Source organism: Ignavibacteriota bacterium (assembly GCA_016713565.1).
Taxonomy (GTDB): Bacteria; Bacteroidota; Ignavibacteria; order Ignavibacteriales; family Melioribacteraceae.
Genome location: JADJOX010000007.1, coordinates 689,817 through 707,111 on the forward strand (window position 1 = coordinate 689,817; position 17,295 = coordinate 707,111).

Annotated in this window: 15 protein-coding genes and 1 pseudogene; 2 read left to right on the forward strand and 14 right to left on the reverse strand. The window is 31.7% G+C overall.

Annotated features, from left to right (window positions below; all coding sequences use genetic code 11):
* The 12 genes and pseudogenes from IPK06_10320 to IPK06_10375 form a co-directional block, all read right to left on the reverse strand.
* Positions 1-1,365, reverse strand: a complete 1,365-nt coding sequence (locus tag IPK06_10320; GenBank protein MBK7980365.1) for a hypothetical protein — start codon at positions 1,363-1,365, stop codon at positions 1-3.
* Entirely contained in the window at positions 1,365-1,898 is a 534-nt protein-coding gene (gene lptC, locus IPK06_10325; GenBank protein MBK7980366.1) for an LPS export ABC transporter periplasmic protein LptC, read from the reverse strand. Before lptC ends, IPK06_10320 begins: the two co-directional genes overlap by 1 nt.
* Positions 1,895-2,872 carry a KpsF/GutQ family sugar-phosphate isomerase gene (locus IPK06_10330; protein ID MBK7980367.1) on the reverse strand — a complete coding sequence of 326 codons (978 nt, stop codon included), beginning with the start codon at positions 2,870-2,872 and terminating at the stop codon, positions 1,895-1,897. Before IPK06_10330 ends, lptC begins: the two co-directional genes overlap by 4 nt.
* Positions 2,873-3,688 (reverse strand): 3-deoxy-8-phosphooctulonate synthase, encoded by an 816-nt coding sequence (gene kdsA / locus IPK06_10335; protein MBK7980368.1) that lies wholly within the window; start codon positions 3,686-3,688, stop codon positions 2,873-2,875.
* A complete protein-coding gene (gene ruvB / locus IPK06_10340; protein MBK7980369.1) occupies positions 3,685-4,719 on the reverse strand; it encodes a Holliday junction branch migration DNA helicase RuvB in 1,035 nt (344 codons plus the stop codon). Before ruvB ends, kdsA begins: the two co-directional genes overlap by 4 nt.
* 2 nt (positions 4,720-4,721) lie before the next feature.
* Positions 4,722-5,834 carry a DUF1624 domain-containing protein gene (locus IPK06_10345; protein MBK7980370.1) on the reverse strand — a complete coding sequence of 371 codons (1,113 nt, stop codon included), beginning with the start codon at positions 5,832-5,834 and terminating at the stop codon, positions 4,722-4,724.
* A 96-nt stretch (positions 5,835-5,930) separates the two neighbouring features.
* Complete coding sequence (locus IPK06_10350; protein ID MBK7980371.1) at positions 5,931-6,344, reverse strand: cobalamin B12-binding domain-containing protein; 414 nt, start codon at positions 6,342-6,344, stop codon at positions 5,931-5,933.
* A 12-nt stretch (positions 6,345-6,356) separates the two neighbouring features.
* On the reverse strand, positions 6,357-7,310 hold the full coding sequence (locus IPK06_10355; GenBank protein ID MBK7980372.1) for a pyridoxal-phosphate dependent enzyme: 954 nt from the start codon (positions 7,308-7,310) through the stop codon (positions 6,357-6,359).
* Positions 7,310-8,068 carry a 3-deoxy-manno-octulosonate cytidylyltransferase gene (gene kdsB / locus IPK06_10360; protein ID MBK7980373.1) on the reverse strand — a complete coding sequence of 253 codons (759 nt, stop codon included), beginning with the start codon at positions 8,066-8,068 and terminating at the stop codon, positions 7,310-7,312. Before kdsB ends, IPK06_10355 begins: the two co-directional genes overlap by 1 nt.
* Before the next feature lies 1 nt (position 8,069).
* Positions 8,070-8,366, reverse strand: a complete 297-nt coding sequence (gatC, locus tag IPK06_10365) for an Asp-tRNA(Asn)/Glu-tRNA(Gln) amidotransferase subunit GatC (protein MBK7980374.1) — start codon at positions 8,364-8,366, stop codon at positions 8,070-8,072.
* A 9-nt stretch (positions 8,367-8,375) separates the two neighbouring features.
* A pseudogene (locus IPK06_10370) lies at positions 8,376-9,468 on the reverse strand (M48 family metallopeptidase).
* 270 nt (positions 9,469-9,738) lie between these two features.
* Positions 9,739-11,847 carry a sodium:solute symporter family protein gene (locus IPK06_10375; protein ID MBK7980375.1) on the reverse strand — a complete coding sequence of 703 codons (2,109 nt, stop codon included), beginning with the start codon at positions 11,845-11,847 and terminating at the stop codon, positions 9,739-9,741.
* Positions 11,848-12,351: 504 nt separating this feature from the next.
* On the opposite strand from IPK06_10375, the gene IPK06_10380 reads away from it, so the two are divergent.
* Positions 12,352-14,439, forward strand: coding sequence for a peptidylprolyl isomerase (locus IPK06_10380; protein ID MBK7980376.1), 2,088 nt, complete (start codon positions 12,352-12,354; stop codon positions 14,437-14,439).
* Between the two features lie 250 nt (positions 14,440-14,689).
* Here IPK06_10380 and IPK06_10385 read toward each other — a convergent pair whose 3' ends face one another.
* Positions 14,690-15,682 (reverse strand): inorganic phosphate transporter, encoded by a 993-nt coding sequence (locus tag IPK06_10385; GenBank protein MBK7980377.1) that lies wholly within the window; start codon positions 15,680-15,682, stop codon positions 14,690-14,692.
* A 36-nt stretch (positions 15,683-15,718) separates the two neighbouring features.
* The gene (locus tag IPK06_10390) at positions 15,719-16,327 is read right to left on the reverse strand and encodes a DUF47 family protein (GenBank protein ID MBK7980378.1); all 609 of its coding nucleotides are present in this window, start codon (positions 16,325-16,327) and stop codon (positions 15,719-15,721) included.
* 210 nt (positions 16,328-16,537) lie between these two features.
* On the opposite strand from IPK06_10390, the gene IPK06_10395 reads away from it, so the two are divergent.
* A complete protein-coding gene (locus tag IPK06_10395) occupies positions 16,538-17,236 on the forward strand; it encodes an outer membrane beta-barrel protein (protein ID MBK7980379.1) in 699 nt (232 codons plus the stop codon).
* Positions 17,237-17,295 lie beyond the last annotated feature (59 nt).

Below are 17,295 nucleotides of genomic sequence, written 5' to 3' on the forward strand. Positions count from 1 at the left end.
TTAATTTTTATTTATTTCAAAAAACATATTTTCAAATTTCTTTTTATCAGGCTTATTTGAGTACAGAATAAATGTCGGCAACGTAAATGATTTCTCATTTCCTTTAACTAAATTTTCCGGATGATATTCACTTACCGGACTTCCATATAATTTAACGTCCGTAACTTTATTATCCGCGATAAATATTTTAAATTTTTCACCACTTGATTTAAGCAATCCGTTAGGTTCTTTTTCATCAAACAAATAATAAATGCTCAGCACATTTCCGTTAACATTTGTCTGCGATAAATCTCCATCATTAAAATAAAGATAAATTGTATCACCGGACATTTGATTATATCTGAACTGATAAACCGAATCTTGCGAAATCATAATTGCGTTTTTTATAATTTCCACATTTTTAATTTTACTGCTGTCCAAATGTATATATAACGAATCTCCGGTAATTTGAGTATTCTCATACCACAATATCGGAACGGGTTTTTCATTTTGCTTTAATATCGTAATTTCTTCCGCGGCTTTATCATAGATTGTAAAATCATTGTTCGATAAAAAATCTCCGCGGATAATTTTAACAGAATCAATCGCAATTAATTTTGAGCCGCTGTCGCTTTTAGCTTCCATATATTTTGACTGAATATACAATGTATCGTAAGTGGAATCACTAAGTGCTTCTATTTGTATTAAGAATGGATCGCCAAAAATTTTAGAAATATTATTTTGCTTATCATCAAGTAATCGTTTGCCTGAAATGGTTACATTATTTTCTTTGCTGTAAATTTTAACATTTCCATAACCTTCGGAAAGTTTAGTATTTCTAAAATGTATTAAACTATCCGCGTTAATTTTTGAAACCGAATCTGAAACCTCAACATTCTTTGTAGCGATAATTTTTTCTATTTCCTTTTCATAAATTAATTTTTGTGAACGCAAGGTTGTTACAGAATCATAAAATAAAACGTCTCCGTTAAATTCCGCTATTTTTGTTTCAAAATTATACAAACCTGTATTTGCAATTAAATTTGTCGAATTATTTTGTAAATGTACGAGAGTATCTGAAGTTGTAATTTTCTCATTTCCGTAATAATTTCCTTTTTCTGTAGTTATCACAACGCTGTCCTGTTTAACTACAACATTTCCAATTAATACTGCGGAGTTTTTGCTGATGTTTTGTATGGCCTTTAGACAAGTTATAATTACATCATCTTGAGTTATTACAACGTTACCAATTACTTCTCGGAAATTTTCTCCTTCAATCAATTTACCTTTTAAACTATCGCCTGTAATTGTAATTTGCTTATGCTTATCTTGAGCGAATATTTGCAGCGTAATAAATATGAAAAGAATAATAATATTTTTTTTCATTATTGATCTACATTAGTAACATAAGTTATGTTAAAGATTGTGTAATTTCTTAAATTTTGATCTGATTCAAATCCGTATCCTTCAATAATTTCTTTACTGCTAATAATCTTAACAAATTTATCTGTCATTATTTTTTTCGTTTTATTTCGCCAGATCAGTTCTTCGGTGGTAAGTGTAACACCGCTGTCGCTTTTTGCAATTACATTTTCAATTGCGTACATATCTTGAGTAATATCATCAACTCTTCCTCTTTTTGAAGTCAATTGAGATGATTTATGTTCTTCATCATCATAAAAATCGACTTTAACACTTTCAAGATATTTTTCATTTTTATCGCCCAAAACTTTTATAATATCCGCAAAAAGAACGGCTTTAAGTTTACCATTTTCGGTAAAGGTAATTTTGGCGTTTCTGCTTTCCTGATCTGGAATTTCTTCGCTGTTTATCGAGTTATCGATCTTCGGTTTTAATTTTGTTTCGCCGCAAGATAAACTTATAATAAGTACAATAATTATTGATATAAACTTTTTCATCTTCTCTGTAAACCTAATTTTACAAGATCATGTAAATGTACAAGTCCAATCGGTCTGCCCGAATCATCCACAGCAACTAAAGAAGTAATGTTATAGTTTTCCATTTGTTGAAGCGCAAATGAAGCCAATAGATTTTCATTAATTACTTTTGGATTTTTTGTCATTATATTTTCTGCTCTTAAATTCTTCAGGTCGAGATTTTTTTCAAGTTGCCTTCTCAAATCACCATCTGTAACAATTCCAATTAAATCACCATTTTTATTTAAAACACATGTGGCACCGAGTCGTTTTTTAGTCATTTCCAAAATAGTTTCTTTTATAGAAGTTTCTTCTCTTACCGAAGGAAAATCATTTCCCTTATACATAATTTCAGAAATCTTTAATGTTAATCTTTTTCCCAAACTTCCGGCAGGATGAAGCATTGCAAAATCTTCCTGAGTAAACCCGCGCAGCTCTAAAACCGAAATTGCAACCGCATCCCCAATAACCAAAGCCGCAGTAGTTGATGAAGTTGGCGCCAAATCATATGGACAAGCTTCTTCCTTTACGCTTGCGTCTAAAACAACATCGCAATCTCTGGCAATTGCAGAATTTATTATTCCCAAAATTCCAATAATTTTAACTTCTATCCTTCTAAACATTAAAACTAAATTTTTTAGTTCATCTGTTGTTCCGCTTTTGGAAATAATTATAGCAACGTCGCCCTTTCTTACCATTCCCAAATCACCGTGAAGAGCGTCGGTGGGATGAAGATAAAACGCAGCCGTTCCGGTTGAATTGAATGTGGCTACAATTTTACGCGCAATTAATCCAGATTTTCCCATGCCAGTAAAAATTATTCTTCCGTTTGTTTCATATATTAATTTAACGGCTTCGGCAAAAGAAGTATTTATTTTTGATTTTAAATCAGTGATTGCGTTAAGTTCAATTTCAACTACTTTCTTCCCTTTATCTATAATTTCTTGTTCTGACATTTAATAACCTTTTACAATTTTATCAATTGCTAATATTTTTTGTAAAACTATTTCCAATTTAACAAGCTGTAATTGGCTTCCGGCATCACTTAGCGCATTTTTCGGATCGGGATGAACTTCTAAAAACAGCGCGTCAATTCCAACTGCCGCAGCGGCTTTGCTTAACGGCTCAATAAATTTTGGTTCTCCTCCGGTAACATTACTATTGCTGGGCATTTGAACGGAATGTGTTCCATCCATTACAACCGGATAACCCAATTCTTTCATAATTATTAAAGATCTCATATCAACAACCAAATTATGATAGCCAAAAGTTGTCCCGCGCTCAGTTAAAAGAATTTTATTGTTTCCGGTGCTTTCAATTTTCTCTATTACATGCTTCATATCTTCAGGAGCCAAGAATTGACCTTTCTTAACATTAACTATTTTACCTGAATTTCCCGCAGAAATTAATAGATCTGTTTGTCGGCACAAGAATGCCGGAATCTGCAAAACATCAACAATTGATGAAACGCTTTTAATATCATTTTCGGTATGAACATCGGTTAAAATCGGAACATTAAATTTCTTTTTAACATCATTTAATATTTGCAGCGCTTTTTCAGAATCCATTCCAGTAAAAGAATTTAAACTGGTTCTGTTTGCTTTTTTAAAACTTGATTTAAATATAAACGGAATCTTTAATTTATTCGTAATCTCTAAAATTTTTTCAGCAGTAAAGAAAGTAATATCTTCGTTTTCAATAACGCATGGTCCGGCAATTAAAACCAAAGGTAAATCTTCACCTAACTTAATTTTATCTATTTCGATTATCATACTTCACTATCAAATAAATTATTTTGCTGAATTACTTTTTTAGTTTTATTGAATCTTACATAAGCTAAATCCGTTGCTTCTCTTCCTCTTGGAGTTCGCTGTATAAATCCCTGCTGAATTAAAAATGGTTCATAAACTTCTTCAATTGTACCGGGATCTTCATTAACAGAAACTGCCAATGTATTTAATCCAACGGGACCGCCTTTAAATTTTTCGATAATAGTGAGAATAATTGCTTTGTCCATTTCGTCAAGACCAAAGTTATCTACTTCCAATGCTTTAAGAGCTTTCTTCGCGATGCTCAGATCTATTTTATTTTTATTTTCATAATCGGCAAAATCTCTAGTTCTTCTCAACAAACGATTTGCGATTCTAGGTGTTCCACGAGATCTTCTGGATATTTCTTCCGCCGCGTTTTCATCAATTGAAATATTAAGAATTTTGGCAGACCGTTTTATTATTTCAGAAAGCAGTTCACTTTCGTAATAATCTAATCTTGATTTAATTCCAAATCTGTCGCGTAAAGGAGCTGTAAGTAAACCGGCTCGGGTTGTAGCTCCAACTAAGGTATATTTAGGAAGTTTGATTTGAACAGTTCTTGCGCTTGGACCGCTGTCAATCATTATATCAATTTTATAATCTTCCATTGCAGAATATAAATATTCTTCAACAACCGAACTTAACCGATGGATTTCATCAATAAATAAAACAGAATTTTCCTCTAAATTAGTTAATAGTCCAGCTAAATCTCCCGGTTTTTCAAGAACTGGTCCCGATGTTGTTTTTAATTTTACACCTAATTCATTTGCAATAATATTTGCTAAAGTTGTTTTTCCCAATCCGGGAGGACCGGTAAGTAAAACGTGATCTAAACTTTCACTTCTTTTAAGCGCCGCGCCTATAAAAACTTTGAGATTATCAGTAATTTTTCTTTGACCGGTAAAATCAGAAAATGTTTTGGGTCTTATGTTTTGTTCAAAATTTTTTTCGTCTTCGGATAATACGGGATTGGTATTTTCTGATTCTCTCATTTTTATATCGCTTTTACTTTATTAAATTTAAATTTATTCCGCCAATAATTACTTATTCTATCTGAATATAATACCAATAAAAGCATTAATCCCAACATTAAAATTGCTGCTGCAATTGTTTGGTAACTTGTTAATGTTCTTCCCCAAAATTTATTAAACCCTGGAAATAACGCGCATCCGTATAAGATAATTACATGAGCAACATAAAGCATTAGTGTTTTTTTTCCAGTATCAGAAATAATTTTAGGAATGTGATTGAAGTTCCTTGCAATAAATGCCATTAAACTATTTGCAATTATAACATAACCCAGTCTTGCAATGATGATTGAATTAGCGTAAAGCCAGTCTGAAACATTTTGCGGAAGAAGATAACTAAATGCGTAAATCGCCAAATAAAATCCGACAAGCAAGCTTCCAATTGTGAAAAGTAAAATTGAGAACCTTTTCTTAAAATAAATTCCTTCATTTAAGCTTAAAAAATATCCCAGCATTGCTCCCGATAAAACATAAATAATCCAAGGGAAAATTGGAAAGAATGAGCCATTCTTGCTGTACAAATAACCGGTTACAATTTGAGGCAAATAATTATCCCAATTGACTTTGGCAATGTAGGGACTTACAATAAATAAAAATAAAATTGACAAACCAATCGACAAATTCAAATGAATTTTGAATAACTTTGTAAAATAAACAATCACAATTATTGACAATAAACCAGCTCCAATAAGATGAAGCGCGTCAACAATTAAAAAACCATCCCATTGTTGCTTATTTACTGATGCCAAATCAAAAATACGGTGGGTTGGAAATCTCAATAAATAACCAATTCCAATTAACGTAAAACCTCTTTTTATACCTTTAATTATTCTTGGATTGGAGAAGAAATCATATTTATCCGGCTTAAGTAAATATGTAAAAATCAGTCCGGACGAAAACATAAATATTGGAGCGGTAAATCCTCGCATCGTAAGCCAAACATTGTATACCAGCGATTCGGGATTTCTGTATTCATCCGATAGGAAAGTGTCCGTAGTATGACCTTGGATCATCATAATTACGGCAAATGCCCTCATTAAATCAATAAATACAATTCTTTTTTTTTGGTTATGCTTCATAAAAATAATTTTGAATAAGAAGTAAAAATAATCAAAATGTGATGATTAAAAAAACCAACGATTATCCAATGATTTGAATTTTAAAGATCCGAAGTTTTAAAATATAGTTCTAGGGTTTTCTTTTACCCAATTTGTTAGAAATGATACAACTTCTGTTGTTGAAGTTCCGGGTGTAAATAATTCACCAACTCCATTTTGTTTTAAATTTTTAATATCTTCTTCGGGAATTATTCCGCCACCGAAAAGCAATACATCGTTTATTTCATTTTTTTTCATTTCATCTAAAATTCTTGGAAAAACCGTCATATGCGCGCCGGAGAGAATGCTAATACCAATCGCGTCAACATCTTCTTGAATGGCGGCGCTTACTATCATTTCCGGTGTTTGCCTTAATCCCAAATAAATTACTTCCATACCGGCATCGCGCAAAGCCGCGGCAATAACTTTTGCACCTCTGTCATGTCCGTCTAATCCGGCTTTTGCAATTAAAACTCTTATTTTTTTCTCCATCAATATTCCCTTTTAACCTAAATAATTTTTTCTTTTGGGAAAAACGCCAAATATTCCGCCGGTATGAAGAAAAATAACTTTGTTATTTTTAGCATTTACAAAATTATCATTATAAGCAAAAAACGCTTTCCCGGTATAGGTCGGGTCTAATAAAATCCCGGTCTGAATGAAAAATTCTTTGAATAAATTTATTTTATTTTGGGAAATATTCTTATAACCTTCTTCGGAATAATTGTCTAAAATTTCCAAATTATTGTAATTAGGTTTTATCTTAAGATCAAATTCTTTGATATTTTCTTCAGCTAATTTTATTATATCTTCTTTTACAATTTCTTTTTTATCGATTACGCTTATTCCAAATATCTTAAAATTAAGACCCAATAAAGTCTGCCCGACTAAAATTCCCGCTGCAGTTCCGCTGCTTCCGGTAGCTGTTACAATTCCGTTAAATTTTTTCAGATTTGTTTGTCCGGCAAGTTCGCTTACAAAATTTATATAGCCCCAAATTCCTAAAGGCGAAGATCCGCCGGAAGGAATTATGTAAGTCTTTAATTTCTTTTTAGAATATTCCGTTTGATCATCCAGCATTATTTGATCTACAGAATTGTACTCTTTTTTATTTAGAAATTTAATTTCCGCGCCTACAAATTTATCAAGAAATAAATTTCCATCGGGTTTTTGATTTGAGTTTCCCCAAAGAAAAAGTTTAGATTTAATTCCAATTGAAGCCGCGGATATGCAAGTTGCCCTTGCATGATTGGATTGGTCTCCGCCTCTTGTAAATACGTAATCGGCTTTTTTAATTTTTGCGTCGTAAAGCAAATACTCAAGCTTTCTTACTTTATTTCCTGTTAATTCAACTCCGGTTAAATCATCTCGCTTAATAAAAAACTTATTCCCGTTAAATTGAATTTCTGAAAAAGGTGTGGGAATATTTGCCAATGAAATTTTTTTTGGAATTTTCATTATTTATTTTCTAGAATTCTTTGATAATATAATTTTGCCATTTCCAAATCTTCTTCCGTATCAACAGAAATGCTTTCATGATCTGTAACAACGACTTTAATTCTCATTTGATTTTCCAACATTCTTAGCTGTTCTAGCTTTTCATATTTTTCCAAATCGGTTTGTTTTAACGTTGTAAACTCGAGTAATTTATCCTTTCGATATACATAAAGACCAATATGTTTATAAATATCCGCCATTCTTAATTTTTGTTTATCGGAAACGGCTTCTCTTACAAAAGGAATTGGACTGCGTGAGAAATAAAGCGCATAATTGTTATAATCAAAAACAACTTTTACAACATTGGGTGAATTCATTTCATCCACCGTTTGAATTTTCTTTACCAACGTAGAAACCGACACGCTTTTATCAAACAATAACGGTTCAACAGCTTCATCAATCATTTTTCCAGGAATAAAAGGTTCATCGCCTTGAATATTTACAATAATTTCCGCGGTAAATAATTTTCTTGCGACATAAGCAATTCTATCGCTACCTGTTTCTAAATCCTTTGGAGTCATTTCAACTTGAGGACAGAATTTTTTTGCTTCTTCGTAAACTCTTTCATCATCAACAGCAATAACTACATCCGATAATAACTTTGATTTCATTGCACTTTCGTAAGTGTGCTGCAGCATTGGTTTATCGCCAATTAGTTTAAGCGGTTTACCATGAAGTCTTGTTGAGGCAAATCTTGCCGGTATTATTCCAATTATCATTTTATTTACTTTGATTGATTACTTTCGGAACTTTAAAATGCTCATTTGTTTTATCCGGTGCATTTTTCAATGCTTCTTCTCTAAGAGTACTTTCTTTTAAAACATCTTCTCTAAAAACATTAGAATTTTCTATTGGATGCGAAAGCGGTTTTATATTTTCAGTATCAAGTTCATTCAACTTTTCCATATAGTTTAAAATTTGATTCATTTCGTTTGTATAATTTCCAATTTCTTCTTCGGTAAATTCTAATCTTGCAAGAACGGCAATTTTCTTTACATCTTCTTTTGATACTGACATTTTATTCTCTTAAATTTTAATTGATTCAATAAACGCGACTCTTTTTTTTATTGAAGGATGACTATAAAAAAACCACTCGACAAAAGGATGCGGTTCTTTATCACCTAAATTCTGTTCTGTTAATTTATCTAAAGTTTTGATAAAAACATCTTTTTTATTTGTACTTAATATCGCGTATTCATCTGCTTCATGTTCGTATTTTCTGGAAATAATATTTGTTAAAGGCGTTTGAATTAAACCTATTAACATTCCCCACAAAGATAAAATAGGGAGTGCCGCAATTTGTGAAATGCTTGTAAATCCAAACCAGCTTAAAGAATTTGAATACAAAATAGAAAGTATATAAAGTGTTGCGAAACTTAAAACTGTCCCCAAAATAATATTTTTTATAATATGTTTATGTTTGTAGTGACCTAACTCATGGGCAATTACCGTTTCAATTTCATCGTTGGAAAATTCATTGGTCAATGTATCGCCAAGAAGAATTTTTTTTGTTTTGCCGAATCCAGTAAAAGCCGCATTTGCCTTTTTTTGTGTTTTTACTCATGTTGAATTTAAAAATATTTTCAACTTTAAGATTAACATTTTGAGATAGTTTAAAAATTCTATTTCGCAAATCTTCATCTTCAATTGGAGTAACTTTATAAAAAATAGGTAAAATAATTATTGGAACTATTTTAGCCAAAATAACTGATACAAAAAATATTAAAATTGAAAACGGAAGCCACCACATTTCCTGATAGAAATTCAATATAAAATAAAAAAGAAGTAACAACGGAAGTCCTATAATTCCACCGACAAGAGTAGCTTTTGCATTTTCCCAAATCCAAGCAAAAAATGTTTGATTAGATAATTTGTATTTGTGTTCTAATATAAAATCCGTATACAAATTCATTGGGAAGAAAATAATTGAAATCGCCGAGCCGCTGATAATTATATACATTATCAAAACAATATATTTTGATTCAAATATTGAATTAAGATAGTTTTCCAAGTCATCACTTAATCCGGTCATTAAAAATGCTAAAATCAAGAAAAATGTTAAAACCGATTTTGCTATTCCGAAACCTAAGTTAATGTTGTTGTATTTTTTTGAGTCCATTATTTTGAATATTTCATGAAATTAAAGTTCAAATTTACATTTTTTTTTGGTAAGGCGCTTTTTAGAAGTAGTAATTAATGATTTACAACAAAGTAAAAAGTTTAACTAAATTTTTAATTTTTGCAATGAAGAGAACAAGAAATTCCAATAAAAAAATCAGATTTCTTCAATTTCTTTTTTAGAACAAAGTACGTTCTTTCAATAAAAATTTATTATTTGCTTAAAAATCAGCAGATATTTTTATTCATCGAATTTATAAAAATAAAATCCTTACATTTCTTTTTCGGCTTCTAAAATTCTATCCTTTACAAAAAGACCTTTTTCAATATGCTGCTTTCTAATGTAAACAATTCCATTTTCTTTATGGGGTTCACCATAAACTGTATGGCATGATTTCAATCCGCCCAAGTATTTTCTCTTATCGGTTATATAAACCAAATCACCGACTTCAGCAGCCATTTTATTCATATCGTGCTGTGAAAAATTAATAATATCATTGTTATCAGATTCTACCAATTTCCATTTAACTTCTACATTTTCTCCTTCTCTTTCATTCAGTTTTCTTCCTTTAAACCATTCTTTGGCAGTATGAATTGACCAAATTGTCAAACCTTTGGTCTGAGCTTCAGCGTCATATTTTACATAATAAGTTGTTGCTAGAGCAACCAAAGCTGCCATAAAAAAGGTTATGATAAAAAGAGGGAAAAATGGAATAATAGATAGTTTCAATAATGCATTTAAAATATCAAAAACGACTATAACCGCAATAAAAGTTACAATTATGGTCATAATAAAATTATGATTTTTATTCTTCTTTAATTTTGTAACCGTTTTTTTAAGTTGATTTTGCAAAAGTGTTGCTCCAACTGCTACTAAGGTACAAACAATCAAATTATATAACGCAGCCATATAAGTAAAAGGATGCAAAGGATCATACGGAGTTCCGTGAGCAATCGGCTGAATCAATTCTAAAGGATATCGGTTTCCAAGAAGCATAAGCGAAATACCGCCTAAAATTGTGGTAACTAAAGCAGCAGGTGTAAATTTTTTCCAAAACACACCGAAGAAAATGGCAATCATTAAAGGAGGAGTTAAAGTCGCATGAAAGAAAGCATGCGCTTGATAAACAGTCGGATAAGAACTAAAAGCATAAACAGCGATAACACCCAACAAAGTAAACGCAACAGTGGCGCCTCTTGCAACAACCATTGCCCTTTTTTCATCAACCGGATCTTCCTTTTTTACTTTTTTCGTCCAAATTCTAATTGATTTATCAACATCATTTACCCAAATTGCCGCAGCTGCATTAAGCAATGTTGCAACGGTTGACATCAACGCCGCGGCGATTGCAGCAATAATAAAACCAAAAACACCGGGTCCAGTTAAAATATTCGCAACGACAACAAAAATTTCATCCGCGGATGTTGCGGCTGGAATTACTTCTGGAAATTTAATCGAAATAGCTTTAGCAATCCAACCTCCACCTCCAACAACAAGAGCTGAAATTGGCAGCATAAAAATTATATTAATAGTGGCAGCTTTTCTTCCTTCATGTACATTTTTGGTAGCCATAAATCTCATGATTAAGCCCATGTTCATGAACAAAAACCCTACAGAGCCGGCAATTCCGTCTTCCCAAAAAGTTCCAACGGAGTTAAATTCCGCGGGTGTATTGAATCCCGCAAAAGGCAATTTCCAAGCTGTCGGCAATGCGTTCCAAAATGAATCCCATCCGCCTACATAAGCAATTCCAAGAAAAAACACAATAAACCCAGCGGTTAAAAGCATTAAACCTTGAATTAGGTCAGTAAAAATTACAGCTGTTTGACCTCCAAATGTTATATAAATTCCGGTTACAATTGCTGTAACCCAAATTAAATTCATAAGCGTAAAATGAATTTGAATTCCTAAAATTGTAACATATTCTGGCATCAACGGCAATATAGCTTTGCCCATGGTTAAAAAACCAATTCCGACATAGCCCACTAAATAAAGAAGCTGCAAAATTGTAACTAAAAATCTTGCCGAAGGAGAAAATCTTCTTTCGAAATATTCGGGAATTGACCGAATTCTTGAATAAACGATTATCGGCAGCCAGCCGAACAGAAAAAACGGGACAAAAAACCAATCATTAATGTATGACATTGACGACGAGAAGCCGTATTTGTAACCCATTGCGGAATATTTCACAAAACTATGACTACTGATTCCGGTTGCAAGGATCGACATTGCAATAATCCACCAGGAAAATCTTCTGCCGCCGAAAAAGAAATCATTTGTATCGTTATTATATTTTGCAAAGTAAGTGCCGAATAATAACATTGAAATCATGTAAATAACCAGGACAACCCAGTCTAAATCTGTACCGATACTGTGTATTTGGTTCATAAATCTCTCAAAAATATAGTGCAGCAATTATTAAAGTTGCGTGGATGAAAACAAAATAAAAATAACCAAATATTAGAACTTTCCACCAAAAACGGTCGCGTTTTAATCTCATATCAATTGCTTTGGTTTTTCTAATGATGATCATTCCTGTAAGAAAAAAAATTCCGCCCCCCACATATAAATAAATAAATGGTAACCAACTGTCAAAAAATGAAGGCATATTAACGCTCTTAAATTATTTTGTTAAGTTATATAATGTTCTTTTATAAAATTAAGGAAGGGTGCATAGAGTTGCAAACTATAATATTATAAAATTCACCTCAATTTATAAATTTTCGCTGAATTCAGTAAATTCTAAAAAAAAGTTAATTTCTAAATATTTCTTTTCAATATGTTTTAATGCAAATCTCTATTAAAAACATTGCATTTCAACTGTGGTGTTTCTAACTTTATTAGCTAAAATTTTTTACTTTCGAAACAAAGGAGTAGTTTAAAATGGGAATGATGGCAAGAATGAGAAGTCTTGCTCCATGGTTTATTATTACAGTTGGAGGACTTTTTGTATTATTTATGGTTCTATCAGATTCAAAGGTTTCTGATATTATTGGTAAAAGAACCAACGATGTTGGATCAATAAATGGAGTTCCGGTTTCATATCAAGAATATTCTAATTTAATTGAACAATATAGAAAAGATCAAGCCAAAAGAACTGGACAAGAAATACCGGAAGTGCAAATGGACGCTTTCCGAGATCAAGTTTGGGAAAATTTGGTAGCGCAAAAACTTATTGAAGAAAAAATTAAGGAATTGGGAATTACAGTTACCGATCAAGAAATACTAGATATTATTCAAGGTCCAAATCCACCTCAAATTATTACACAATATTTTATTGATTCCACAGGTAAATTTAATCGTCAGGCATATGATCAAGCGATTTATGATCCGCAAAATAAAAATGCTATGATCCAAACCGAGGCAATTGTTAAGCAACAGTTGATTCAGCAAAAGCTCGCAAGTTTTCTAAACGCGTCGGTAATTGTAAGCGATGATGACGTTAAAAACTCGTTTATTCAGCAAAATATGAAAATTTCTTCTGAATATGCTTTTATAGACATTAATACTATAGCAGATAATGAAGTACAGGTTAGTGATAATGATTTAGAAGAATATTACAAAAAAAATCCGAAAGAATTTGAAGTTGAAGCTCAACGTGAATTAAAATATGTACTTTTCAGCAATGGTCCCACAAAAGACGATTCATTAAGTGTAAAATCTAACCTTGAAGCAATTGCCAAGAAAATTTCCGGAGATACTACAACATTTAAATCATATGTTCAAATTTATTCGGAAAAACCATATTCATTAGATACTGTTTCTATAACAATGTTAGGCGGTAAAGCCGGTTCATTGGTATCTAAAGCCGAAAAAGGCAGTTTAATTGGTCCGGTTTTAACAAATGAAGGTTATGTAATTTACAAATTGGAAAATACTTTAGACAGCAAAGATTCTTATGTAAGAGCGTCTCATATATTAGTTAAAACGGGTCAAGATGAAAATGCGGCAAAAACTAAAATTGACGGAATATATAATCAATTGATGAAAGGCGCAAACTTTGAAACTACGGCAAAGCAAGTCTCTGAAGATGGAAGCGCAAAAAATGGCGGTGATTTGGGTTGGTTTGGAAAAGGACAAATGGTAAAAGAATTTGAAAATGCGGCTTTCAGCGGTAAAATTGGTGAAATTCAAAAACCTGTTAAAAGTCAATTTGGTTACCATATTATTAAAGTAACCGGCAAAAGCGATAAAAAGTACGTAGTTGAAAAAATTGTAAATGAAATAAAAGCTTCGGCAACAACATTGGATAAAGCATATGATAAAGCCAATGATTTCGCTTACATTGCTAAAAAGAACGGTTTTGAATCGGAAGCCGGATTACTTAGTTTGGTTATAAAAGATACGCCTCCGATAATGGAGAAATCCAAATTTATTCCGGGAATCGGCTCAAATATGGCCATTGTAAAATTTGCGTTTGAAAACGGAGTAGATGAGGTTAGTCCAGTATTCAAAGTTCCAGCGGGATATATTATTGAGACAGTTTCAAAAATTACAAATGCCGGTAAAAAATCATTTGATGAAGTAAAAGAAATTATTAAATCGAAAGTTATAAAAGAGAAAAAGTTTGAAAAAGCTAAAACAATTAGTGAAAATATTAAAAACAAAATCGGCAGCTCAGAAAACTTAAGTATGGCGACTGAAGTTTACGCAAAAGCAAAAGTTTCTGGCGCTTCAAATTATTCTCCAAACGGAAATGTTCCAGGCGTTGGCAGAGATTTGGCATTCACTCAAGCTACTTTAGATGCAAAAATAAATGAAATAACCGATCCTGTTAAAGGTGTAAGAGGTTATTTTCTAATTAAAGTAACCGAAAGAACCCCAATTGATTCTACAATTTTCTCAATTCAGAAAAACTCAATTAGAGAAAATCTTTTAACTCAAAAGAAAAATATGGTTTTCTCGGAATGGATAGAAGGCTTAAAGAAAGACGCAGATATTGAGGATAATAGATATTTATTCTTCAGATAATAAATATTATAAAAATCAAATATGATTTACCGAAGGCATCTTAATGATGCCTTTTTTATTATATATAATTTTGTAACTTCATTAAATTTCATGAAGTTTTATAAAGTTCAGAGAAATATAATTTGATAGGCAAATCTAAATAAAATAATATTTTTTAACTGCGAATGTGAGGCTGGAACTTATTGGAAATATCAAAATTTATTATTTACGAAATAACGGATATAAATAAAATTAATTTATCTATATCCATTTATTTTGAAAGTAATATAACGGTATAATATACTATCATTGCAATAAATGCAGAAATAGGAATTGTTAAAACCCAAGCCCAAACTAAATTATATGTAACTTTCCATCTAACTGCCGATAATCTTTTAGTAATTCCCGCGCCAATAATGCAGCCAGTTATTGTATGAGTTGTACTCACCGGGATTCCGGCTAATGCAGTAGCGAATAAAGTAATTGCTCCAGCTGACTCCGCGCTAAAACCTTCAAATGGTCTTAGCTTTGTAATTTTTTGCCCCATTGTTTTAACTATTCTCCAACCACCGGAAAGAGTTCCTAAAGCAATTGCAGCATGGCAGGCTAAAACAACCCAAAGTGGTATTTCATCATTCGGCATAAGCTGCCCGGTAGAAATTAATGCGACAAAAATAATTCCCATCATTTTTTGAGCGTCGTTGGAACCGTGCCCCAAACTATACGCCGCGGATGAAAGCAACTGAAGTTTCCTAAAATATTTATCCACTCTAGAAGGGCTGAAATCTTTAACAATGTGTAAAACCATAATTGAAAAAATTATAGAAATAATAATTCCAATAAGCGGAGCAAGAAAAATAAAAGCTATAATTTTTAAGACTTCGGGAATAAAAATTGCGCTGACTCCCGCTTTTGACATCGCTGCGCCAACAAATCCGCCAACCATTGTATGAGATGAACTTGAAGGAATTCCCCACCACCAAGTTAACAGATTCCAAATTATAGCGGCAACCAAACCGCTTCCAATTACAGTTAAATCAACAACTTCCGTTCTTACAATACCTTTTCCAACTGTATTTGCGACATGCAATCCCAAAATTAAAAAAGCAACAAAATTAAAAAATGCCGCCCAAATTACAGCAAGTCTCGGAGTTAAAACTTGTGTTGAAACAACCGTAGCTATTGAATTTGCGGCATCATGAAAGCCGTTTATAAAATCGAAAGCTAGAGCCAAAAAAATTATTATTATAAGTGTTGTCATCATTTTTTAGATATTTTATATTTGAAAAATTTTAAGTGCTTAAGAGTTTTTAATAAATATTGATAAAATAACATTGGCGGTTGATTGACACTTATCACTCGTTTTTTCTAAAATATCCAAAATTTCACGCTTCTTTATTAATTCAATTGCATCTTTTTCTTTTTCAAAAAGCTCTTTTATTGCCTGCTGATAAACAACATCCGCTTCTGATTCCAAAGCCTTTACGGCTTTCATTTCATTTATTCTTTTAACTTTAAGATCTTGAATAGCGACTCCAAGTTCTTTTATTTGACCTAATATTATTAAAGCGATTTTGTCCGCATAATCAATTTTTTTATCAATGTGAAATGTATCGACTCTTGCACTTGCACCGAGCAGCATATCGCTTATGTCATCCAATCTTTTAACCAAAGCAAAAATATCTTCCCTGTCAAAAGGCGTAATAAATGTTTTATTCAAGCGTTTTGTAATTTTGTATGAAATTTCATCACATCTAACTTCTAAAGGTTTCATTTTAAGTATGTGTGTTTGCTGATCTTCAAATTTAAATATCTTTTCTGTATGAACCGCCATTTCTTCAATCAAAGAAATCATGGATTTGAAATCTTCAAAATATTTTTCTTCTTTTGGCAATAAGTTTTTAAACATATGTCCCCAAATACTATAATTTAATTACGTAATTTAATTTATAAATTTAATCAAACTTGCCGCATTCAACAACTAAAATATACATAGAAGTATTTTTATAATTATTGATCATGAATTGTTAAAATGGAATTAAATTCAAATTGCATTTGTTTTTCACACTATATTTTTCTCTTTTTCAATAAAAATATTTTTTTTAATATCGCAGTTGTTATGAAAAATTTATTGAAATATTCCGTCTTTTTTATTTTGTTCAGTCGTTTTACATTTGCTCAATATGACAATAACCGATTTGCGTTAAGTTTCGGTTATAATTATACAACCTCGTCCAAGATTTTTCTTAATCCCGATGCAAAAGATATATTTGATCAAAATCAATTTTTCGACGTCGGCGATTTTCAAAATTATTCCGCGGAATTAAGATACAGATTAAGCGATATGCTTATACTCGGCTTATCTGTGGAATATTTAACTAACGCTGAATCGGGCAGAAATTTAACTTCACCGGTTTTTCTTATAAATGACGGTTTTGAAATATATCCTTTGGAAATTTCTCTATTTTATTTGCTTCCATTTTCCACTGAAAGTTTTAAGTTTTTCTTTGGAGGTGGTTTAGGAATTTATCTTGGCAATAGAACAAGAGATTTCGGCGATATAAAATTTGTAAAGATTGACTCTCAAATCGGTTATGGAATTCAAGTAAGTACGGGAATGGATTATTTACTGTTTGATAATTTATCCGTCCGCGGTGAAATTCGTTTTAGAGATCCGGATTTTAAAGTCACAAATAAATACAGCAATAAAACCGTAAATTACGAAGGGAGAATTTATTCTGTTTCTCCTAAAAGTTTAGTTTCGAGAATAAATGTCGACGGTATAACTTTTCGAATCGGTGCTGCTTTTCATTTCTGAAAGTAAATATTCACTTCGTGTCTTAAATTTCATTTAATTATATTTGCTTGCAAAATAAG